Annotated in this window: 24 protein-coding genes and 1 tRNA gene; 15 read left to right on the top strand and 10 right to left on the bottom strand. The window is 63.3% G+C overall.

Annotated features, from left to right (window positions below; translation table 11 throughout):
- The 10 genes from cbiE (at position 1) to C1M53_RS23705 (ending at position 7,851) form a co-directional block, all read left to right on the top strand.
- On the top strand, positions 1-1,236 hold the full coding sequence (gene cbiE, locus C1M53_RS23750; protein ID WP_129414476.1) for a precorrin-6y C5,15-methyltransferase (decarboxylating) subunit CbiE: 1,236 nt from the start codon (positions 1-3) through the stop codon (positions 1,234-1,236).
- Positions 1,233-1,610, top strand: coding sequence for a cobalamin biosynthesis protein (locus C1M53_RS23745; RefSeq protein ID WP_129416336.1), 378 nt, complete (start codon positions 1,233-1,235; stop codon positions 1,608-1,610). Before cbiE ends, C1M53_RS23745 begins: the two co-directional genes overlap by 4 nt.
- Entirely contained in the window at positions 1,607-2,365 is a 759-nt protein-coding gene (gene cobM / locus C1M53_RS23740; protein ID WP_129414475.1) for a precorrin-4 C(11)-methyltransferase, read from the top strand. The genes C1M53_RS23745 and cobM overlap by 4 nt, the downstream gene beginning before the upstream one ends.
- A complete protein-coding gene (gene cobA, locus C1M53_RS23735) occupies positions 2,362-3,147 on the top strand; it encodes a uroporphyrinogen-III C-methyltransferase (RefSeq protein WP_129414474.1) in 786 nt (261 codons plus the stop codon). The genes cobM and cobA overlap by 4 nt, the downstream gene beginning before the upstream one ends.
- Complete coding sequence (locus tag C1M53_RS23730; protein ID WP_129414473.1) at positions 3,144-4,460, top strand: cobyrinate a,c-diamide synthase; 1,317 nt, start codon at positions 3,144-3,146, stop codon at positions 4,458-4,460. The genes cobA and C1M53_RS23730 overlap by 4 nt, the downstream gene beginning before the upstream one ends.
- Positions 4,457-5,224, top strand: a complete 768-nt coding sequence (locus tag C1M53_RS23725) for an adenosylcobinamide-GDP ribazoletransferase (protein WP_129414472.1) — start codon at positions 4,457-4,459, stop codon at positions 5,222-5,224. The genes C1M53_RS23730 and C1M53_RS23725 overlap by 4 nt, the downstream gene beginning before the upstream one ends.
- Positions 5,225-5,248: 24 nt before the next feature.
- Entirely contained in the window at positions 5,249-6,259 is a 1,011-nt protein-coding gene (gene cobT, locus C1M53_RS23720) for a nicotinate-nucleotide--dimethylbenzimidazole phosphoribosyltransferase (protein ID WP_129414471.1), read from the top strand.
- A gap of 143 nt (positions 6,260-6,402) precedes the next feature.
- Complete coding sequence (locus C1M53_RS23715; RefSeq protein WP_129414470.1) at positions 6,403-6,690, top strand: hypothetical protein; 288 nt, start codon at positions 6,403-6,405, stop codon at positions 6,688-6,690.
- Between the two features lie 168 nt (positions 6,691-6,858).
- Positions 6,859-7,107: a DUF982 domain-containing protein gene (locus C1M53_RS23710; protein WP_129414469.1), complete on the top strand. Its 249-nt coding sequence runs from the start codon at positions 6,859-6,861 to the stop codon at positions 7,105-7,107.
- 372 nt (positions 7,108-7,479) lie between these two features.
- Positions 7,480-7,851, top strand: coding sequence for a hypothetical protein (locus tag C1M53_RS23705; RefSeq protein ID WP_129414468.1), 372 nt, complete (start codon positions 7,480-7,482; stop codon positions 7,849-7,851).
- A gap of 185 nt (positions 7,852-8,036) precedes the next feature.
- On the opposite strand, the gene C1M53_RS23700 is transcribed toward C1M53_RS23705, so the two are convergent.
- Positions 8,037-8,112: transfer RNA gene (locus C1M53_RS23700), tRNA-Lys, on the bottom strand.
- A 140-nt stretch (positions 8,113-8,252) separates the two neighbouring features.
- Complete coding sequence (locus C1M53_RS23695) at positions 8,253-9,161, bottom strand: PhzF family phenazine biosynthesis protein (protein ID WP_129414467.1); 909 nt, start codon at positions 9,159-9,161, stop codon at positions 8,253-8,255.
- A 114-nt stretch (positions 9,162-9,275) separates the two neighbouring features.
- On the opposite strand from C1M53_RS23695, the gene C1M53_RS32225 reads away from it, so the two are divergent.
- Genes C1M53_RS32225 through C1M53_RS23680 form a run of 4 tightly spaced genes read left to right on the top strand, consistent with a single transcriptional unit; the run spans position 9,276 to position 12,485 of the window.
- Positions 9,276-10,022, top strand: a complete 747-nt coding sequence (locus C1M53_RS32225; protein WP_245488258.1) for an efflux RND transporter periplasmic adaptor subunit — start codon at positions 9,276-9,278, stop codon at positions 10,020-10,022.
- 11 nt (positions 10,023-10,033) lie between these two features.
- The gene (locus C1M53_RS32220; RefSeq protein WP_245488257.1) at positions 10,034-10,570 is read left to right on the top strand and encodes an efflux RND transporter periplasmic adaptor subunit; all 537 of its coding nucleotides are present in this window, start codon (positions 10,034-10,036) and stop codon (positions 10,568-10,570) included.
- A gap of 2 nt (positions 10,571-10,572) precedes the next feature.
- Positions 10,573-11,280 carry an ABC transporter ATP-binding protein gene (locus C1M53_RS23685; RefSeq protein WP_129414466.1) on the top strand — a complete coding sequence of 236 codons (708 nt, stop codon included), beginning with the start codon at positions 10,573-10,575 and terminating at the stop codon, positions 11,278-11,280.
- On the top strand, positions 11,277-12,485 hold the full coding sequence (locus C1M53_RS23680; protein ID WP_129414465.1) for an ABC transporter permease: 1,209 nt from the start codon (positions 11,277-11,279) through the stop codon (positions 12,483-12,485). Before C1M53_RS23685 ends, C1M53_RS23680 begins: the two co-directional genes overlap by 4 nt.
- Before the next feature lie 6 nt (positions 12,486-12,491).
- Here the strand turns inward: C1M53_RS23680 and C1M53_RS23675 are convergent, their stop codons facing one another.
- The 3 genes from C1M53_RS23675 to C1M53_RS23665 all read right to left on the bottom strand — a co-directional run bounded on the left by C1M53_RS23675 (position 12,492) and on the right by C1M53_RS23665 (position 14,867).
- Positions 12,492-12,947 carry a cupin domain-containing protein gene (locus C1M53_RS23675; RefSeq protein WP_129414464.1) on the bottom strand — a complete coding sequence of 152 codons (456 nt, stop codon included), beginning with the start codon at positions 12,945-12,947 and terminating at the stop codon, positions 12,492-12,494.
- 94 nt (positions 12,948-13,041) lie between these two features.
- The gene (locus C1M53_RS23670; protein ID WP_129414463.1) at positions 13,042-13,755 is read right to left on the bottom strand and encodes an NUDIX hydrolase; all 714 of its coding nucleotides are present in this window, start codon (positions 13,753-13,755) and stop codon (positions 13,042-13,044) included.
- A 2-nt stretch (positions 13,756-13,757) separates the two neighbouring features.
- Positions 13,758-14,867, bottom strand: a complete 1,110-nt coding sequence (locus C1M53_RS23665) for an endonuclease/exonuclease/phosphatase family protein (protein WP_129414462.1) — start codon at positions 14,865-14,867, stop codon at positions 13,758-13,760.
- A 187-nt stretch (positions 14,868-15,054) separates the two neighbouring features.
- Between C1M53_RS23665 and C1M53_RS23660 the strand changes: the two genes are divergently transcribed.
- A complete protein-coding gene (locus C1M53_RS23660) occupies positions 15,055-15,630 on the top strand; it encodes a BA14K family protein (protein WP_129414461.1) in 576 nt (191 codons plus the stop codon).
- Between the two features lie 337 nt (positions 15,631-15,967).
- On the opposite strand, the gene ilvC is transcribed toward C1M53_RS23660, so the two are convergent.
- The 5 genes from ilvC to C1M53_RS23635 all read right to left on the bottom strand — a co-directional run bounded on the left by ilvC (position 15,968) and on the right by C1M53_RS23635 (position 21,068).
- Positions 15,968-16,987: a ketol-acid reductoisomerase gene (ilvC, locus tag C1M53_RS23655; protein ID WP_129414460.1), complete on the bottom strand. Its 1,020-nt coding sequence runs from the start codon at positions 16,985-16,987 to the stop codon at positions 15,968-15,970.
- Between the two features lie 5 nt (positions 16,988-16,992).
- Positions 16,993-17,682: a TetR/AcrR family transcriptional regulator C-terminal domain-containing protein gene (locus C1M53_RS23650; protein WP_129414459.1), complete on the bottom strand. Its 690-nt coding sequence runs from the start codon at positions 17,680-17,682 to the stop codon at positions 16,993-16,995.
- A gap of 255 nt (positions 17,683-17,937) precedes the next feature.
- Positions 17,938-18,852, bottom strand: a complete 915-nt coding sequence (locus C1M53_RS23645) for a LysR family transcriptional regulator (protein ID WP_129414458.1) — start codon at positions 18,850-18,852, stop codon at positions 17,938-17,940.
- An 89-nt stretch (positions 18,853-18,941) separates the two neighbouring features.
- The gene (locus C1M53_RS23640) at positions 18,942-20,207 is read right to left on the bottom strand and encodes an NAD(P)/FAD-dependent oxidoreductase (protein WP_129414457.1); all 1,266 of its coding nucleotides are present in this window, start codon (positions 20,205-20,207) and stop codon (positions 18,942-18,944) included.
- A 6-nt stretch (positions 20,208-20,213) separates the two neighbouring features.
- Positions 20,214-21,068: an alpha/beta hydrolase gene (locus tag C1M53_RS23635; RefSeq protein ID WP_129414456.1), complete on the bottom strand. Its 855-nt coding sequence runs from the start codon at positions 21,066-21,068 to the stop codon at positions 20,214-20,216.
- Between the last annotated feature and the right edge of the window lie 55 nt (positions 21,069-21,123).

Raw genomic sequence — 21,123 nt, 5'->3', positions numbered from 1 at the left:
ATGCCTGCTGAGAAAGAAACGCGTGCCTTGCCAGCCTGGCTCGCCATCGTCGGCATCGGCGAGGACGGTGTAGCGGGTCTGGGCGACGAGGCCAAGCGGCTGATCGCCGAGGCCGAGTTCGTCTTCGGCGGCAAGCGTCATTTCGAACTCGCGGGTTCCCTGGCCACCGGCGAGATGCACCCGTGGCCGACACCTTTCGATCCGGAGATGGACGCGGTTCTCGACCGCGCCGGCCGCCGCGTCTGCGTGCTGGCTTCCGGGGATCCGTTCTTCTACGGCGTTGGGGTGACGCTTGCGCGTAAAGTGGCCGCCGCCGACATGGTGGTGGTGCCTGCCCCCTCATCCTTCTCGCTCGCAGCGTCACGACTTGGCTGGGCACTGCAGGACATCGAGACGATTTCCCTGCATGGTCGCCCGCTCGATCTCATCAGGCCTTTGCTGCAACCCGGCGCGCGGATCCTGGCTCTGACCTCTGACGGGGCGGCACCATCCAGGCTGGCAGCGCTACTCTCCGAACTGGGATTCGGTCCGTCCCGGCTGACTGCACTGGAAGCACTGGGAGGTCCGGACGAACTCGTCCGCGGCTCCCGCGCCGATGCCTTCAATCTCAAAAACATAAATCCGCTCAACATATTGGCGCTTGAAATTGAATCGGAAACTCAGGCGCGCATCCTTCCCTTGGCGTCCGGTCTCCCGGATGAACTGTTCGAGACCGACGGTCAGATCACCAAGCGTGAAGTGCGCGCCATAACGTTGTCCGCGCTGGCGCCACGCCGGGGTGAGGTGTTGTGGGACATCGGCGCAGGCTCCGGCTCCATCGCCATCGAATGGATGCTGTCGCATGCTTCGCTGCGCGCCCTCGCCATCGAGGCCAATGCCGAACGCGCCGAGCGCATCCGGCACAACGCGGTTGCTTTCGGCGTGCCGGAATTGACGGTGATCGAAGGCGAGGCTCCGAAAGCACTGTCCGGCCTCACGGCACCCGATGTCATCTTCATCGGTGGCGGCGGCACCGATGCGGGCGTGTTCGATGCCGCCCTGAAAGCCTTGCCTCCCGGCGGCCGCTGCGTCGCCAATGCGGTCACGCTGGAGATGGAGGCGCTGCTGGTCGCCCGTCAGGCGGAACTGGGCGGCACGCTGACCCGCATCGCCATTTCGCGCGCCGCACCCGTCGGCACAATGCAGGCCTGGCGACCCGCACTGCCGGTGACGCAATGGAGCTGGGTCAAGCCATGATCGTCGCGGGCATTGGCTGTCGCAAAGGTGTGGATACCGCCGGTGTTCTGGCGGCGCTGGACGCGGCCCTTCACAGCCACGAACTCGACCGCTCCGCGCTCTCCGCACTCGCCACCACCAGTTTCAAGCGGAACGAGGCCGCGATCTTTGCCGCTGCGGAGCGGCTCGGCCTCGAGGTGATCGTCGTCGAAGGCTCCGATGAGAGCGACGACACTCTCACCCGTTCCGATATTTCCCGCGCCGTTGCCGGCTCGTCATCCGTTTCGGAAAGCGCGGCACTCGCGGCGGCCGGCAAGGATGCGCGCCTGCTGGGTCCGCGCCTCATCACAGGCGCCGTTACCTGCGCCATCGCTGTCAGTGGAGCCTCGGCATGACCGTGCATTTCATCGGCGCCGGCCCGGGCGCTGCCGATCTCATCACCTTGCGCGGCGCAAGGCTGCTCGCGTCCTGCCCGGTCTGCCTCTATGCCGGTTCGATCGTGGCGCCGGAACTGCTCCAGCATTGCGCGCCGGGAACGCGGCTGGTCGATACTGCGCCGATGTCGCTCGACGAAATCGAGGCCGAATACGTCGCCGCCAACAAGGCTGGGCAGGACGTGGCGAGGCTGCATTCCGGCGATCTCTCGGTGTGGAGCGCCGTCGCCGAGCAGATCCGCCGGCTCGAACGCAACGGCATCGCCTACACGCTCACCCCCGGCGTGCCTTCTTTCGCCGCAGCGGCGGCCGCGCTCAAACGTGAGCTGACCATCCCGGAAGTGGCGCAAAGCCTGGTGCTGACCCGCGTTTCGGGCCGCGCATCCAAGATGCCGCCCGGCGAAACCTTGTCAGCTTTCGGACGGACAGGCGCAACGCTGGCGATCCACCTCGCCATTCATGCCATCGAGCAGGTGGTGAAGGAACTGACCCCGCATTATGGCGGCGATTGCCCCGTCGCCATCGTCTTTCGCGCCAGCTGGCCGGACGAGCGCGTCATCCGGGCGACTTTGGAGACCGTCGCCGCCATACTCGCCGCCGATCCGATCGAGCGCACCGCGCTGATCTTCGTCGGGCGTTCGCTGGCCGCAGAGGACTTCACCGAGAGTTCACTCTACGACGCCTACTACCAGCGCCGCTTCAGGAACCGGCTATGACGCTTTCCGCTACGCTCGAAAAGCTCACCGCACACAAGCCGCAACTTGAGCCCGGCCATGTCTGGCTGGCCGGCTCCGGCCCGGGCGACCCCAGCCTGCTGACGCTGGAAGTGCTCTCTGCGCTCAGCCAGGCCGATGCGCTGGTGCATGACGCGCTTGTCTCGCAGGAGATCATCGACGTCGCCGGGCAGGCTGAAAAATTCTATGTCGGCAAGCGCGGCGGCCGGCTGTCCATCCCGCAAGGCGACATCAATAGCCTTCTGGTCAAGCTCGCCAGGGAAGGTCGCAAGGTGGTACGCCTGAAAGGCGGCCACCCCTACGTCTTCGGACGTGGTGGCGAGGAAACGCTGGCATTGATCGAACACGGCATTCCTTATCGTGTCCTGCCCGGCGTCACCTCAGCCTTTGGCGGGCTGACCTCGGCCGGCATTCCAGCGACCATGCGCGGCATCAACGGCGCCATCATCCTGGCAACCGGCTTTGCCGCGGTCTCCGACGACCGCCCGGACTGGCAGGCGCTCGCCCGCACCGGCCAGCCCATCGTCATCTATATGGGCCTGACCCACATCGAAGCGACCGTTGCCGATCTGCTGGCCGGCGGACTGGCACCGGATACGCCAGCCGCCCTGATCGAAAATGCCACGCTGAAGCAGGAGCGCACTGTCGTCGCCACCCTCGGCTCGCTGGTGGAGGCCGCCGAACGCGAAGCGATCGTTTCGCCGGCGCTGATCGTCGTCGGCGGCATCGTCGCCATGCGCGAGCGATTGGCGGCAAAGCCATGAATGGCAGTGCCATCATCGTCGGTGCACCGCGTTCCGGCTCGGGCAAGACCAGCGTCACCGTCGGCATCCTGCGCGCGCTGGCAAAGCGTGGCGTGCGCGTGCGCGGCGCGAAGTCCGGCCCGGACTATATCGATCCCGGCTTCCATGCCGCCGCCACCGGTCTTCCCGGCGTCAATCTGGACAGCTGGGCGATGCCGCCTTCCCTGCTCAATGGCCTCGCGGCACGCGCAGCCGGCGACGCCGAACTGGTGGTGCTGGAAAGCGCCATGGGGTTGTTCGACGGCATTCCCTCGCCGGATGGACGCACCGGTTCGGCGGCGGACCTCGCCCGGCTCTATCGGCTGCCGGTGCTGCTGGTGCTCGACGTCTCCGGCCAATCGACAACGGCAGCCGCCGTTGCAAAGGGTTTTTCCTGCTACGACCCCAATGTGCGCATCGCCGGTGTCGTGCTCAATCGTCTTGGCAGCGAACGCCACCGCAAGCTGTGCGCCGATGCCATCGAAGCAATGGGCCTGCCGGTGGTGGGTGCCATCCAGCGCGACTCAGCCCTGGCCCTGCCCGAACGCCATCTCGGCCTCGTCCAGGCCAGCGAGCACGCCGGTTTGATGTCGCATCTCGACCGACTGGCCGACATGGCCGAAACCTCGCTCAATCTCGATGCGATCATGGCGCTGGCCTCGCCACTGCAACCAGTTGCCGGCGATTTCAGCGCAGCACTGCCTCCGCCCGGTCAGCGCATCGCGCTGGCCGAGGATGCTGCCTTCACCTTCGTCTATCCGCACGTCGCCGCACATTGGCGCAACACCGGCGCCGAGATCGTGCCTTTCTCGCCGCTTGCCGACGAGGCGCCGGATGCCAGCTGCGATGTCTGCTGGCTGCCGGGAGGCTATCCGGAACTGCATGCCGGCACGCTCGCTGCCGCCGGAAAATTCCGCGCCGGTATGTTACGATTTGCCACGACAAAACCGGTTCATGGCGAGTGCGGTGGCTTCATGACGCTGGGGACGGCAATCGAAGACGCCGACGGCGTCACCCATCCGATGCTGGGCCTGCTCGGTCATTCGACATCCTTTGCCAGGCGAAAGATGAATCTCGGCTATCGCGAAGCGCGGCTGAACAGCGATTGCGCCCTTGGGACAGCTGGAACGGCCGTGCGCGGTCATGAATTCCACTATGCACAGGTGACGGATGCCGGTTCGGATGAACCGCTGGCCGAGCTTGTCGACGGGCTGGGCAATCCGCTTGGCGCTTCCGGTGCGCGGCGCGGTCTTGTCAGCGGCACGTTTTTTCACGCCATCGCGGTGAACCCATGAGCACCGGCTCAGCCTCGGCCAGGATCGCCACCGACATCGCGCTGTCACTGGTGTTCTTCACGCGCCTGCCGTTGCCGGTTTTGGATTTCGGCGACCGCAGGCTGGCTGACGCGATCTGGGCAGCGCCGATAGCCGGTGTGGTTGTGGCGGTTGTCGGCGCGGCGATCTTGACGCTGGCAACGAGCCTCGGCGTCGCCTCCGGCCCGGCCGCGGCACTGGCGCTGGCCGCGATGATGCTGACCACCGGTTCCTTGCATGAAGACGGCTTTTCCGATGTCGCCGACGGCTTCGGCGGCGGCCGCACCCCGGAACGCAAGCTGGAAATCATGCATGACAGCCGCATCGGCGCCTATGGCGCCTCCGCGCTCGGTTTGAGCATTCTCATCCGCTGGAGTGCATTGGCGGAGTTTTCCAGTGGCTGGTCCGCCTTGCTTGCGCTGGTCGCCGCCCATGCCGCCTCCCGCGGCCTGCTCGGCGCCTTCCTGCACTGGCTGCCATCGGCCACCGCCGAGGGTCTCTCTTCCCGCATCGGCACGGTTTCTCTGGGCACTGCACAGGCAGGCATAGCCGTGGGCGCCATCACGCTGCTGGTGCTGGGCCTTGGTGGCGCATTTGCCACCGCCATCCTGCTCGCCTTGATCTTCCTGTGTTTCCGCAAGCTCTGCCTCGGCCAGATCGGCGGTCATACCGGCGACGCCGCCGGTGCCTTGCAGCAGCTTTGTGAAATAGCCGTCCTCATCGCCGCATCCGTCGCGCTCACCTGATTCTGTTTCGGAGACAAATCCGTCATGTCCTTCAAATCCTTCGATGAACTGCGCGCCGCCTGCCGCGACCTGCCAGCCGGCAGCGAGGTGGCAGCCGCTGCGGTCGCCCGCCGCCAGGACACGTTGACGAAGCCGCAGGGCAGCCTGGGTCGGCTGGAAGCCATTGCCGCCTGGCTGGCACGCTGGCAGGGCCGCGACATGCCCCGGCTCGACCGGGTGAAAGTGTTGGTGTTCGCGGGCAACCATGGCGTCACCGCCCAAGGCGTCTCCGCCTACCCTTCCGAAGTCACCGTGCAGATGGTGGCCAACTTCGCCCACGGTGGCGCGGCCATCAACCAGCTTGCCCGCGCCACCGGTGCGGAACTCGATGTCATCCCGCTCGACCTCGACCACCCCACCGGCGACTTCACCCAAGGAGTTGCGATGGATGAAGCGGCTTTCCTCGCTGCCGTCTCTGCCGGCTATGATGCCGTGGACACGGATCTCGATCTGGTCTGCCTCGGCGAAATGGGCATCGGCAACACCACCCCGGCAGCGGCGATTTCGGCTGCGCTGTTCGGCGGCGGCGCCGAAAAATGGACCGGCCGCGGTACCGGCGTCGACGATGCCGGCCTGAAACGCAAGGTCGTTGCGATCGAGGCCGGACTTGACCGTCATGCCGCGGTGCTTGCAGATCCGCTCAAGGCGGCGGCGGCGCTCGGCGGGCGTGAACTGGCGGCCATCTTCGGCGCGACGCTTGCTGCGCGGCATCGCAACGTGCCGGTGCTGCTCGACGGCTTCGTCTGTACCGCCGCAGCCGCCCCCCTGGCCAAGCTGCATCCAGCAGGCCTCGCCCACACCATTGCGGCCCATGTCTCGGCGGAAGCCGGCCACCGCGGCCTGCTGCAGGCGCTTGGCCTGACACCACTGCTCGATCTCGGCATGCGACTTGGCGAAGGGTCCGGCGCCTGCCTCGCCGTCAACCTCGTCCGTTCAGCGCTGGCCTGCCACGCAGGCATGGCAAGCTTCGCGGAAGCAGGTGTCTCGGAAAAATAGCCAAAGACAGACTGCCGAGCTTCCAAAGAGTCACTGTAAGCCAGCGCGGCATTGCCAACACGCTGCTTTTCAGAGAACCTCCAATGCTCACGGGAACTTTCGCCGTGGCCGCTGCTTTCTGACCAACGACATGGAGATTTTCGATGGCGATGAAGCAATTCGCAACCTGCGCCCTGATGGCAGTGCTGGCGATTGGCCTCAGCGCGCCAACCTTCGCCGGCGAGAAGAAGCATCACCACAAGAAGCAGCGCGTCCATCACGAGGAGCGTTACGTGCCGGCCGGGCGTACCCTTGTCGAAATGCTGTTCGGCGGCCCGCGCTACTACGACAAACAGATGTTCACGACGGCCGCTGGCCCCTGCGCCTATCACCGCGTCGGCCCCGACGCCTATGCGGTCAACGACATCAACGACCGCTATTGCGGGAAGTAACCGCGTGTAGCGAAAATTACCCCTGCTACTTGAGGGCCTTGGTTCGGTTTTAGAGAGCTTAGCCCTCCATGCCATCACGCAACGTGAGCGTGCGCACCCGAAAGTGAAGAAACCAAAACGGGTATTCCGCCGTATGGTCTGTCGTGGGGCCTCGTTGGAGACTTGTAGATGAACCACGGCGAAACAGGAACGTTTGAAAACCCGGTGACCGTGCGGCTTCCTTCAGGACGGAGGTTGGTGACGAGCACGCGCGAAGCGGCAGAACTGTTGCTTTACGACTGGCCGATCGGAGAGACGGGGCAGCGCATAATGGCTCGCATGGCCTGCATGAGGGTGCTTGGCGGAGGCAGCGAGCCTGAAATCGCCAGACAGGCGTTTCTGGCCGCAGCCAAGGAAGCGAAGATCCTGACAGCCTGACGATCACGACATTCGCTTGGCGAAGCAACTTCCGTCTCGACGATTCCAGTCGCGCGGCTTGAAGGTCGAAGCATTGGAAACCATGACCTCCTTGTCGACAATTGTCGGCTTGCATCCTGGCGTTAGGGCGATGAGCTAACGATCGACCTTCCAGGCCGCCCCTACGACGATCGTCGCACTTGTCGCGCCTGAAGCGATGGATAGTTTCCCAACTGATCGGGGTCGCCTGACAGCAGTTCACGGCAGACTCAGGCAACATGGTCGGTCTGGAGGGAGGCGAGCCCGATCACCCTCTCACGCCACACGCCACGCGTGACACGGATGACAGTTGCCGTCGGACCGCGTAAGTGTCTCTCCGAAAAAGAGGGCATCATGAAATCGCTGGGCTTGTCCGTTGGTCTTTTGCTGGCCGTATCGCCGTCTGCTGCTTTCGCGCAGTCGATTGAATCCTATGTCGCCCGGTTGAGCGCCGCCGACCACTTCAACTCGAATGGCGAACGCCTCACCAGCGTCGCCGCGATCATCCGCCAGGACAGGGCCAATCTGTATGTCTACGGAAAGGGTGACCCTGAGGACGAGACGGATTCGTTTTTCTCCGACAAGGGCAATCGGGCCAAGCTCGAAAACATGTTGAACCGGGGGATGGCCAGCAAGGCGTCACGGCAGGCGATTCTGAACGGTACGCCGATGATCCGGGTCGAGGTCCACCCCGACTTCATCAATGTCGAAGTCTATCGGGACTGATCGACAGCTTCCCGCGTTACCGCATGATCTTACCCGAAGAGTCTGCACCTTTTCGGGATCATGCTCCAGCCAGCGAACGACATCGTCAAGACGATCCGTGCCGGAACAGAACCGGCGCGGTTATCCGCCAGCTTGCGGGCAGCCTGCAAAGCAGTACCGGCAGAATGGATGCTAAGTGATTGAAATGGTGGGTGATGTAGGGATCGAACCTACGACCCGCTGATTAAGAGTCAGCTGCTCTACCAACTGAGCTAATCACCCACGGGGCTGGTGAAAACCAGCTTGGGCGGGCATATAGCCGCCGCTCCCCCTCCTGTCCAGCCCCTGTCGCTTCATTTCCCGACAAATCGATACGGTTCTTTTTGCCGCACCTGTCCGGAGCCCGGTTTTTACCTGCCGGATCACACGAACAGCTTGCCTTCGCCCACTTTCACCGCCTTGCCGCCGATGCGGGCGGACGCCAGCCTGCCGCCCGCGACGTCGAGTTCGAGACGGATTCGCGACGGGCGCCCCATCTCCAGGCCCTGTTCGATCCAGCAGCGAGTCATGCCATCGCCCGGCTGGTCGAATTGCATGATTGCACCGGCGAAGGCCGCCGCCGCCGAGCCGGTCGCCGGATCTTCATAGGACGGATTGCCGGGCACGATCATGCGCACGTGGAAGGCGCTCTCCTTGTTCACCGTCTCCCGGCAGTAGACATAGGGACTGGCAAATGCCCATTCGCTCTTCTTTGGCGCCAGCTGTGCCCACATGTCGTTGTTGAGACGCGCCTTGGCCGCGGCCGCCAGGTTCGCGACAGGGATGGTGACGTAAGGCACGCCCGCGCTGAAGAAGGCGACGCGATGGTTCTCGAAACCGATCTCGTGCGGTCCCAGCCCCAGCGCCGCACCGATCGCTTCAGGCTCGGCCGTGAGCTTGAGCTGTTCCGGCAGTTTGGCAAGGTCGAACTCGGCGAAGGTGGCACCCTCGCCACGGCTGACGGCGCAGCGCACCGGCCCGATGTTCTCCTCCAGCACGAAGATGGCGTCTTCCTCGCCGCCTGCCAGCTCTGTCAGCGCCACCGCGCTGCCGACGGTAGGGTGGCCGGCGAACGGCATCTCATAGTCCGGTGTGAAAATACGGATACGGGCGCGGTGCCTTGGGTTTTCCGGCGGCAGCACGAAAACCGATTCGGACAGGTTGAACTCACGGGCGATCCGCTGCATGGCATCAAGGTCGAGCCCTTCGCAGTCCAGCACCACAGCCAGAGGATTGCCTGCCAGTCCCTCGTCGGTAAAAACGTCATAAATCAGATAGTTACGTGCCACCATCGCTGAATTCCCGCTCGACTGCCAGTCAACATGACTGAAAATTAATTTGCTATTGCCCGTACAAAACCTGATGTGTCGCAAGTAGGGACATTTCGAGCAGCATAGGGGTCCAACGTGGACCAGACTGTCAAGCAGCCAGGGGCGGAGGAAGCTTCCGCCATCAGGGCGTCCCTCAACCTCGATGTAGCCGGTGCCAGGCGCCAGCGCCGGCGCGGCTGGATTTATGCGGTTCTGGCCTTGCTTGTCATCGCGGCGGCCCTTGGCGGCTGGCGCTGGTATGCAGGCACGCCTGCCCGCATCGACTACACCACGCAGGCGGCATCGCGCGCGGATCTGACTGTCCAGGTCTCGGCCACCGGCACCTTGCAGCCCCTCACCCAGGTCGACATTTCCTCAGAGCTTTCGGGTATCGTGCGTACCGTTGCCGTCGAGGAAAACCAGCAGGTCAAAAAGGGGGACGTGCTGGCTGCGCTCGACACCACCAAGCTGGAAGTCCAGATCGAACGGGCCACAGCCTCGGCCAAAGCGGCAGCGGCCGCTGTCGAAACGGCACAGGTCACACTGCGTGAAAGCGAACAGAGCCTGTCCCGTACCTCCGAGCTGACAAAGCGCGGCATGGCCACCCAGCAGGCGCTGGACACCGCGCAGGCGGCGCGCGACCGCGCCAAGGCTGCGCTTGACAGCGCCGAAGCCAGCCTCGCCATCGCCAACGCCGACCTGAAGGCCCAGCAGACCGATCTCGCCAAGAGCACCATCTATGCACCGATCGACGGCATCGTGCTTACCCGTTCGGGGATCCCGGCCAGACCGTCGCCTCCTCGCTGCAGGCGCCCGTCCTGTTCGTCATTGCCGCCGACCTGAAGAAGATGGAAGTGCAGGCCGCAATCGACGAGGCCGACATCGGCACCGTGCAGCCAGGCCAGAATGCGCGTTTCACCGTGGACGCCTTCCCCGAGCGGCCATTCAACGCGCAGATCCGTGAAATCGCCTACGCATCCGTCACCACCGACGGCGTCGTCACCTACAAGGCCCGCCTCGAGGTGGACAATGGCGAACTGCTGCTACGCCCCGGCATGACGGCCACCGTCTCCGTGGTGACCAAGCAGTCAAAGGGGGCACTGACCGTCCCCTCATCGGCATTCCGCTTCCGCCCGTCCGCGGATGCGCGCAACCGCGAGTTCAGCCTGCTCTCGATGTTCACCGGCCGCCCCAACCGCATCAATGCGGGACCTCGCGACCGCCAGCAGGATCGCGGTCCGGAGGGTACGCGACGCCTTTTCATCCTGAAGGATGGCCGCCCTCGCCCCGTGGACGTCACCGTGGGCTCGACCAACGGTGACCTGACCGAGGTTCTGTCGGGACTTGACGACGGCGATCTCGTCATCACCGCTGCACAGCAGCGTGGCTGACCATGCGTGGGGCTCCCCTGATAAACTTCGACAAGGTCTGGAAGACCTATGGCGAAGGCGAGGCTCGGGTAAACGCCCTGGCCGGCGTCGATCTCGCCATTCCGCGCGGCGAATTCGTCGCCATCATGGGTCCTTCCGGTTCCGGAAAATCCACGGCGATGAACATCGTCGGCTGTCTCGACACGCCGACCGCCGGCACCTACAGCTTCATGGAAGTTGACGCCGGCAGGCTCGACCGTGCTCGCCGCGCCACCTTGCGCAACCTGCATATCGGCTTCGTCTTCCAGGGCTACAACCTCCTGCCGCGCACCACGGCCGTCGAGAATGTCGAGCTGCCGCTGATCTATCGCGGCGTCGCTCACAACGAACGCCGCCAGCTTGCCATGCAGGCCTTGGCCGAAGTCGGGCTGACCGGGCGCGAACACCATACGCCGGCCGAGTTGTCCGGGGGCCAGCAGCAGCGTGTGGCGATTGCCCGCGCCATCGTCAGTCGCCCGACCCTTCTGGTGGCCGATGAACCGACCGGCAACCTCGACACGGCCCGCAGCCACGAGATCATGGACCTGCTCACCCGGCTGAACCAGGACCTCGGCCTGACCATCGTCATGGTGACGCACGAGTCCGATATCGCTGCCTATGCCGGCAGGACCATCCGTTTCCTCGATGGCCATGTGGCCTCCGACGCGACGACAATGGAGGCGACCCTATGATCTGGGAAACAATTCGCCTGGCCCTGCGCTCGGTCCGTCGTAATGCCCTGCGCTCTTTCCTCACCTTGCTCGGCATCGTCATTGGCGTCGCCGCCGTCATCGCCATGCTGACCATCGGCTCGGGCACGACGCAGAAGGTCAAGGCCGACATCTCCAAGCTGGGCTCGAACCTGCTCGTGGTGCGTTCCGGCCGTTTCAATGGTCCGAGAAGTTCCGATTCCGTTGCCCGGCCCCTCGAAGAAAAGGACGCAGAAGCTCTGTCGCGGCAATTGTCCGGCGCCCGTGCTATTTCGCCGGCTGCGCAGAAGCAGGTGCGCGCTGTCTTCGGCACGGAAAGCCTTGTTACCAGCGTTACTGGCACCGACAGCGCCTTTCTCGACGCCCGCGACTGGAAGATCTTGACCGGCCGGTCGTTTTCCGAATCCGAGACCCGCGCGGGCACGGGCGTGTGCCTGATCGGTGAGACGGTGCGCCAGCAATTCTTCGGCGCCGGCGATCCGGTCGGCGAGGCAATCCGCGTCAACCAGATGAGCTGCCAGGTGATCGGCCTGCTCGAGTCGAAGGGCTATACGGGTTTTGGCCAAGACCAGGACAATGTCGTGTTGATGCCGCTTCACGCCTTCCAGCGGCGCATCGCCGGCAACCGCAACGTCGACAACATCTATGTTTCCGCCGACGACGCGACACCGACATCGGTGCTTCTACCGCGCGTCGAAGGCATCCTGCGCGACGCAAGGCGCGTGCCGCCGGATGGCGAAAACGACTTCGACATCCGCGACATGACTCAGATCGCCGACACGATGGCAAGCGCCACTGCGACCATGACCGGCATGCTGGGTGCGGTCGCCGGGGTGAGCCTGCTTGTCGGCGGCATCGGCATCATGAACATCATGCTGGTCTCGGTCACCGAACGCACGCGCGAGATCGGTATCCGGCTCGCCATCGGAGCGCATGAGCGTCACATCCTCATCCAGTTCCTGGTCGAGGCCACGGTGCTGTCCCTGCTCGGTGGCATCATCGGCATCCTTCTGGGCCTGTCCCTGGCGGGACTAGCAGCCGTGACGATGTCGATCCCGTTCTCGCCGAGCCCCGCGGTCATCCTGCTCGCAGTCGGCTTCTCGGCCTTGATCGGCATGGTGTTCGGCTTTTTCCCGGCCTTGCGGGGCGCGAGGCTGGACCCGATCGAAGCGCTGCGGCACGAATAGCGGAAGCTATTTCCGCAGCAGCGTGTTCGCGGTCCCTTCCTCGACCTGGTCGATGACCAGCAGCTTGACCGGATCGGCACCCAGATTGACGGCCTGATGCCAGGTATCGATCATTTCGATGATAAAATCGCCGGCTTGGTAGGTCTTGCTTTGGCCAGTCTCGACATTGGTCACCTGCAGGGTGCCGCCCTGGACATAGGCGTAGCGGGCCGACGGATGCTTGTGCACCGGCAAAGTCGCGCCACTCGGGATCTCGTAAGTCGAGACCAGGACCTGCACATTTTTCTGCGGCAACACGATCGGTTGTCCGCTGGCGGTGGTCGTGGCCGAGGCCAATGGCTTTACGATCACCTTGGCGCCGGTGCTGCCGCTGTCGAGTGCGCCCGCTGCACCACTGTAGGACAATGCCGCCAGCGCGATCATGCTGGACAAAAGGCACCTTTGAACAGTCTGCATGATCATGATCTCCCTCCGAAGCAGCCGGGCAAAATCGCCGACGCCAACCAGTGACGCAACGGCATCCCGGTAGCAAGGATTGTCTGACGGGTTGCAGAACTCAGGTGAAATGCCAGCGTGCTACGGCGGCGAGATGATTGAGCGTTCCTTCGGGCAGATCACTTGCGGAACGGACGATCACCGGACCTTCGATCTCCGGTTCGATCTCGGAGGCGACGAAGGCTCGTATCCGGTCAGCCACGGCCTCGGCGGCCTCGTCGAGATAATAGCGGCGAAACAGCATGGTCGAGCCGTTGATCGAATGCAGATGGTAGCCCGGCTCACGCGGCGTGTGGGTCAAGTCGAGCCCGGTTTCTTCCATCACCTCACGATGCATGTTGCCCACAGTATCGGCACGGCCGCCGACAAAATCTTCGGGTTCGAAGGAACCGGCCGCGAAATAGACGCGGCCGGCATTGGCGGTGTGGGGGCCCATGCGCACCGCAATCAACGCACCGTCGTTTGCCACCAGCGCGGCCTGCGCAAAACAATGTTCAATGCCGGGACTTCCCTTGTTCTTGCGCCAATAGAGCATTGTTGCAAACCGCGCCACGTGGCAGCGACCGACCAGTTCACCCTGACTGCTGAGCTTCAGCTCCGACGGAAGCGTCAGGGTGCCATCGTAGAGACGCGGATTGGCAGCGTGCTCCTGTCGCCAGTTCTCTTCGACGAGCGCCATGTTCTCGATTTCGAACGGATGCGGTGCGGGGTCGAGCCGCACATCCACCGAGGTAACGGGCACAATGGCGCCACGCGGAATTTCGAAGCGAGCCATTCTCAGACGAGATCCAGCGTGACCGCCACCGGACAATGATCGGAAGCCTTTGGCCTGTCCCAGCCGATGCGTGGAAAACGCTCGATCTCCTGGCCGGGCGGGAATGGAGTACGCCAGGGCTGTCCGTTGCGGATGATGTCGGGGATGGCTGCATTGCGCGCGGCAAGGCCTTTCGACAACAGGATGTAGTCGAGCTGGCACAGGTGCCGCTCCTGGGGACCACGCGTATGATAGAGCGTCCAGCGATCGATTTCAGGACGTCGCTCGACGATGTTCTCGGCAAAGCCATCAGCCAGGAAAACGTTCAGGCAGGTTTCAGTTTCCGCCACCGGCTGGAAATTGTAGCCGCCATAGGCATCACCACCGATCAGCACGCGATGGCGATAGTCGTTCATGTCGCCGCAGATCGCCCAGCGCTTGGAAGCGGCATGTTCGGCACCGAAACGCTGCTCGATGATACGGCGCACCGCTTTCGCTTCCGCGTTGCGCAGCGGCATCGTCGCCGCACGGCCATCCAGCCCGTTGCGCGGCGGCCCCATCGACTTGAAATGCACCAGATAGAGCGTCAGTGGCACGCCTCCGACCGTGACGTCGATCTCCAGGCAATCACGCCGGAAAATGCGCTCGTTGGCTTCATAGCCGAGCGCTGCAAGCTCCGGCGTGAACAGTCCGAATTGCTCGAAGGTGACATAGGCATGGCTAGTCATGCGTACGAAATCGATCGGCTGGCCATGCGCGGTCTCGGTCCGCATCATCACGGCAACATCGATGCCGCGTGAATCGTTGCCGTCGGTGGTGTATTTCTGGCGATAGCCCTCACCCACCATCTTGAACAGATAGCCGTATTCAAAGGCTTTCAACGCCTCGATGTTGTCCACCTCCTGCAGGCAGATGATGTCAGCCCGTGTCGCGGCGATTGCCAGTGCCGTGAGTTGCCGGGTGTCGTCGGAATGGGCGATCACCCGCGCCTGTTCGAGCTGCCGGTACTCGGCCTCGCTGCGGATATCAAAGAGCGCCAGCGTACGATCCTCGTTGAGCTGATTGCGGTAGCCCGAAAAATCGAACCTGTTCATCAGGTTCTCGACATTGAAGGTGGCGAGGCGCAGCGACATGATGCGAGCTTTGCCTGCAAGCCGCTCCAAAGACAAGGCTGAACCTGTTCGATAACGGGACGCGACAAGCTGTTTGGAATAGTTGATGAAACCTTTCCATTCATCGCCCGTTCATGGATCAAAGCCCATTGTCGCGTCCTCCCTCGGAATCCAAGGGCGCGGGGCCTGTGTTTCATTGGAGAGTGTTATGAAACGGCTCATCAACTTTCGTACCGGGCTCGTGACGCTCGGCCTGCTCGTCGGTCTCTCTGCACCGGCCTTTTCAGTTCCGATGCCGGCACCAGCGATGCCGACACCCCCAACGCAATCCGATGTCCTGAAGGTTCGCGACAGCTGGGCCGGTGGCGGTGGCGGCGGTGGAATAAGGAACAATGAATGGCGGCGCGGATGGCGCGGCGATGGTTGGCGAGGAGATCGCGGGTGGCGAGGCGATCGGGGCTGGCGTCGTGACGGATGGCGCGACGATGGCTGGCGCGGCCGCCATTGGCGGGGCGACCGCGGCTGGCGCGATGACGGTTGGCGTTATCGCCGCCACTACCGCAGAGGCTGGGACAATTCGGGGGTCTATCTCGGCCTCGGCCTGCTTGGCTCCGGCCTTATCTACAACGATTATTATCGCCCGCGCCCTGTGTACCGTGCGCCGCGCGCATCCGGACACGTGCAGTGGTGTTACTCGCGTTACCGTTCGTACCGGGCCTGGGACAACACCTTCCAGCCCAATTACGGACCACGCCGGCAATGCGTATCGCCTTACCGCTACTAAAACGCAGGTCTAACAGATGACTGAGCCGGCGCGGCCCCCCGCCGCGCCGGCTCTCGCACCGCCGCCAGGCGCCCCCCGCGGGACCGGTCGAATCGGTACGGAACTGTTGGCTTCCCGCAACTTGCGGGCATGGCCACCCCGGCACATCCATTTCTGGATGTTGCCCTCCCGACCAACGACAAGCGACCTTCATGCCAGTTGAAACCGTGCCGGAATGGCACATGAAAAAGACCGGCGAAGTGATTCGCCGGTCTGGATTTTTGCGACTGAACATTACTTGAGGATGGCGTCGCGAAGCATCCTGCGCTCCGCGACGGTCCGAAGTGTTCGACGGGGCTCAGTTCTTTGCCTTGTCGACCAGCTTGTTCTTCGAAATCCACGGCATCATGCCACGCAGCTTCTCGCCGACCTGCTCGATCGGGTGCTCGTCGTTGAGACGACGGGTTGCCTTGAAGCGGGCGAGACCGGAACGATATTCCTGCATCCATTCCGACGTGAACTTGCCGGTCTGGATGTCGGTCAGCACGCGCTTCATCTCAGCCTTGGTCTCCGCGGTGATGATGCGCGGACCCGAGACATACTCACCCCACTCCGCGGTGTTCGAGATCGAGTAGTTCATGTTGGCGATACCGCCTTCATAGATCAGGTCGACGATCAGCTTCACTTCGTGCAGGCACTCGAAATAAGCCATTTCCGGCGCGTAGCCGGCTTCCACCAGCGTCTCGAAACCGGCACGGATCAGTTCGACCAGGCCGCCGCACAGAACCACCTGCTCGCCGAACAGATCGGTCTCGCATTCCTCGCGGAAATTGGTCTCGATAATGCCCGAGCGGCCGCCACCGACGCCGCAGGCATAGGACAGCGCGAGGTCGAGCGCGTTGCCCGACGGGTCCTGATGAACGGCAACCAGGCACGGCACGCCGCCGCCCTTCTGATACTCGCCGCGCACGGTGTGGCCCGGGCCCTTCGGGGCAACCATCAGCACGTCAACGGTTGCCTTCGGCTCGATCAGGCCGAAATGCACGTTGAGGCCGTGTGCGAAAGCGATGGCAGCACCATCGCGGATGTTCGGAGCGATCTCGTTCTTGTAGATGTCGGCCTGCAGCTCGTCAGGCGTTGCCATCATCATCAGGTCTGCCCATTTGGCGGCTTCCGCAACGGTGAGCACCTTGAGACCGTCAGCCTCGACCTTCTTGGCGGTCGGCGAACCAGCCTTGAGACCGATGGCGATTTCCTTGACGCCGGACTCCTTGAGGTTCAGCGCATGGGCACGGCCCTGCGAACCGTAGCCGATGACGGCGACCTTCTTGCCCTTGATCAGGTTCAGATCGGCATCACGATCGTAATAGACACGCATTTCTTTTATTCCTTCCCGTTGAAGTCAGTGGCCCTGCGGCCGGGGTTTTGCCCGTAAAGAGCGAGAAACTGCTGGGTGGCGCGCTCCGCATCGGTTTCGATGGTGGCTTCGGTCAGACCGGGCCAATCACCGAGCAACAGGCGGATCTGCACGTCGCGCGCGACCAATCCGAAAAAAGTACGAAAAGCGGTCTCGGCATCCTCGAAAACAAGAAGCCCTGCCCGCCTGCCGGCATCGAGCACAGGCTTCAGACGCCTGGCGAGCGCAAAGCGGCCGTTTTCGAGGACGATGGCGCCGAGATTATCCTTGCCCGAACCGGCATGACTGACCGCAACGCGGTTCAGCGCGATCGACGTGTCGCTGGCGATCACCTTCAGCCAGTCGCGTGCATAGCCTTCCAGGCTTTCCACGAGGGAAATCAGATCGGGATTGCCCTGGTCGACCGGGGTAACCCGCACTTTCGACGCCTGCCAGCGCACGGTCGCTGTGAGCAACCCATCGCGATCGCCGAACCATTTGTAGAGCGTTTCCTTGGAGCAGGAGGCGCGCCGCGCCACCGTCGTCATGGAAAGGTTATCGCCCTCCTCGACGAGAAGCCGCAAAACGGTATCGAGCACGTCTTTCTGGCGATCGGTCAGCGCTTCGGGTTGCGCATTCTGCGCCTCCGCTCCACTCTGACTGGTGTCCGTTTCCATCGCCGACCGTTGCCGTACCGTACGTTACGGTTCGGCTTTAACAACAGGAACCAGTCCCGTCAATCCCGCTCCAACAAAATTGCGCGCGCGAACAGACATACGGCTGCTGCTGTGCGACGGTAGTGCCTGCCTGGACCCCATCGCCGACCTTGCCGGGAGAGACCCTGTTCCAAAGCGCCGGTAGCGTGGTCACTTCCGCCCGGTTTGTGACGTCGAAGCTGGGCTAAGCCAACGCAGTGTCAAGCATAGGCATCTCTATCGCACCCTCACCTTCTCGGCGAGGAAGTCGAGAAAGGCACGCACACGCGCCGGCAGCACGCCACCTTGTCCGACATAGACGGCGTGGATCGGCTCGACTTCACCGGGGCTATAGTCTTCGAGCAACGGCACGAGACGGCCAGCGGCGAGGTCTTCTTCCATGTGAAAGCGGGCAGTACGGGCAATGCCGACACCGGCAAGCGCCAGACGTCTCATGGTGTCGCCGTCGCTGGCCAGCGCATTACCTTGAGGTGCGATGCGCACCACCTGCCCGTTTTCATCGAGAAATGGCCAGCCTTCTACCAATCGGGAAAAACCGAAGCCAAGCAGGTTGTGATAGGCTAGTTCTGCGGGCGTCCGCGGCGTGCCGGCACGCTGCAGATAGGTCGGCGAAGCCACCACGATTGCCTTGCTCTCCCCAAGCTTGCGTGCAATCAGGCTGGAATTGGCCAGGGGACCAACGCGGATAGCCACGTCGGCGTGTTCCTGCAGCAGATCCACCACCACGTCGGAAACGACGAGGTCGAGCACGATCTCGGGATACCGCGCCAGGAACTCCGGTACGATCGGAGTGAGCATCCATTGCGAGAAGGCAGTGTTGCAATTGACCCTCAGGCGTCCCCGCGGCGCGGCCCCTGCGGCGGCCTCGCGTTCGGCACTGTCGACGTCAGCCAGGATGCGCACGCAACGCTCGTAGAAAATGTTGCCCTCGGCAGTCAGCGCCAACTTGCGGGTAGATCGGTTGAACAAGCGGGCACCGAGACGTGTCTCCAGCCGCGCGATCAGCTTGCTGACGGCGGAGGGCGAGAGTCTGAGCGCCCTGGCTGCCGGCGAAAAGCCGCATAACTCCACCACGCGCACGAACACATCCATTTCGCCGAGGCGGTTGGTGTCGATGCGGGAAGAGACCATGCTTTTGTGAAGTCAGTTCATGAATATTTTGCCTGACAGCATTCTATTTCACAACAGCAAGCCTGTCCATTTTCCATCACGGCGCGATGCTAGGCGTCGTCGATGGCCGCAGCGCTCGCGCCGACGCCAAATCTGGTCCAATCCTGCTCGGTCAGCCCGATCATTCGGAACGGATCAACCATCGTTCCAGCCACCATCGAACCCAGCAATTGCGGCATGGGCGGCATGCGCGCAGCGATGGCGACCAGCCGGTCGCGCATGAACGGCAGAAACACCGAATCCGACTGGTAGAAGGGCGTGAACATCAAGGAAAGCGCCTGGAAGGTGCGCACATGCCACCGCCGTGAGCTGGCATAGAACGCGAGTGCGTCCTCGAGGTGGCTGCTCGTCTTGAGGGCATGGTTCAACGCGGCAGCATCGAGCAACGCCATGTTGGCGCCCTGGCCAAGCTGCGGACTCGTCGAATGCGCGGCGTCACCGATAACTGCCAACCGCGGACCAATTGGAAGCTTCAGGGTATGGTGGCCATAGCGGGCAAGCGTCAGCTGGTCGAAATTGTCGATCTGCGCGAGGTAGGATGCGCACTCCGGCCACAGGGAAAGCACCCGCTCCTTCCATGCCTCCAACCCTCTCGCCTGTACAATCTCGGCGTCAGCCGGCTTGAGGCTCCAGAAGAAAGCCGCCATCTTCTCGCCGCCTGGGCTTGAGCGACCGATCGGCAACACGCCGATCATGACCGCGGCGCGATCGTAGCGCTGGGTGAGTGCATGTTCGTCGAAGCCTTCGCCGCGCCAGCCGAGCGAAGCCCAGAAGGCACCATAGGCAAGCGGACGCGGCTCCGCGGGCGTCGCTGCATGGCGCCGCAACTTCGAGCGTGAACCGGAAGCATCGACGATCAGGTCGAAAGGACCGATGCTGCGCCCGTTGTCTCCGACAAGGCGGGCCCGCTGGCCAATTTCCAGCGTTTCCAGCTCGACGCCGGTCTCGATGCCGATATCGGCATCGCTCACCGCACGATAGAGCACACCGAACAGAGCCGCGCGATGCACGGCGAGGCCGAAGCGTCCACCCGGCCGCGCGTTGTAGCGCACGTCGAGCACCGTGCTGCCACTCGCAGCATCGGCACCATGCAACCGTTCAATGCGGCTGCCCAGTGCAAGGATGGCATCGAGCAGGCCGAGATCGGCAAGCACTGTCAGCCCTGTCGGCTGCAGGATCAGGCCGGACCCGACAGGCGACGGCGCCTCGAAACGCTCGAAGATCGTGACGCGGTGCCCCGCGCGATGGAGATAGAGCGCCGCGGCGAGCCCTGCCGGACCGCCACCAGCGATCGCGATGTCGAGAGGAGAACCCATGCGCGGCTACAACGTCTTGGAGAACCAGTCGGCGGTCTTGGCGATGACCGGCTCGACGCCGCTGCTGAAATAGCTGAGCGCATGGTAGATATGATCTTCGCCCGGCAGCATCAGGGCCTCCTTGGGATTTGCCGCTGAAGACGCCACGAAAGGCTCGACATAGGCTCCGGAAAAATCGCCAGCGCCAGCGATGGCGAGATAGGCGCCACGATAACGGGCAATGGCCGCTGCGAGCGGGAAGCGATCGAGACTGTCGAAGAAATCCTTCTTCAACACGAGCTGGTGATCGCCGAAATCGATGACGGCGACACCCCTGCTCGCAGCCTTGTCGAAAACCTTTTGGCCGACGTCACCCACCATGTCCTTGTGGAAATCACCGACCGATGACCAGGTCACCAGTGACTTGACCGTGGCAGACTCTCGGTCCGCGGCCAGGATGGCAATGCCGCCGCCGAGGCTGAACCCGAGCACGCCCAGCCGCGCCGCATCAACACGCTGATTGCCCTTGAGGAAGGCAAGACCGCTGAGCGCATCCTGCAGTTGGCTGTCGACAGTCAGGTCTTCGGCATTGCCGTTGCTTTCGCCGAAGCCACGGAAATCGATGCGCATCGAGCCGATGCCTTTGGCGGCAAGGGTATCGGCCTCGCGCTTGTATATGGAGGCAACCTCGTCGCGGCTGCCGGCAAAGCCGTGCAGCATCAACACCGCAGGCACCTTGCCGGTGCCATCCGGCAGGTTGAGCGTACCGACAATGCCGTTTTCCAATGTCACCACGGTTTCACCGGCGATAGCGCTGGGCGGCAAGGCGGTAATGACCCCAACGCCAACCAGAACCGCACAGCGTTTGAACAAGGCGTGCATGGTAACCCTCGTGGAACCCGGCCGAGAGTTGTCGTTCAGGCAGCCACTGTCAACG

Source organism: Mesorhizobium sp. Pch-S, assembly GCF_004136315.1.
Taxonomy (GTDB): Bacteria; Pseudomonadota; Alphaproteobacteria; order Rhizobiales; family Rhizobiaceae; genus Mesorhizobium.
Note: the sequence above shows the minus strand (reverse complement) of the source record. Positions and strands in the feature narration are given on the sequence as shown.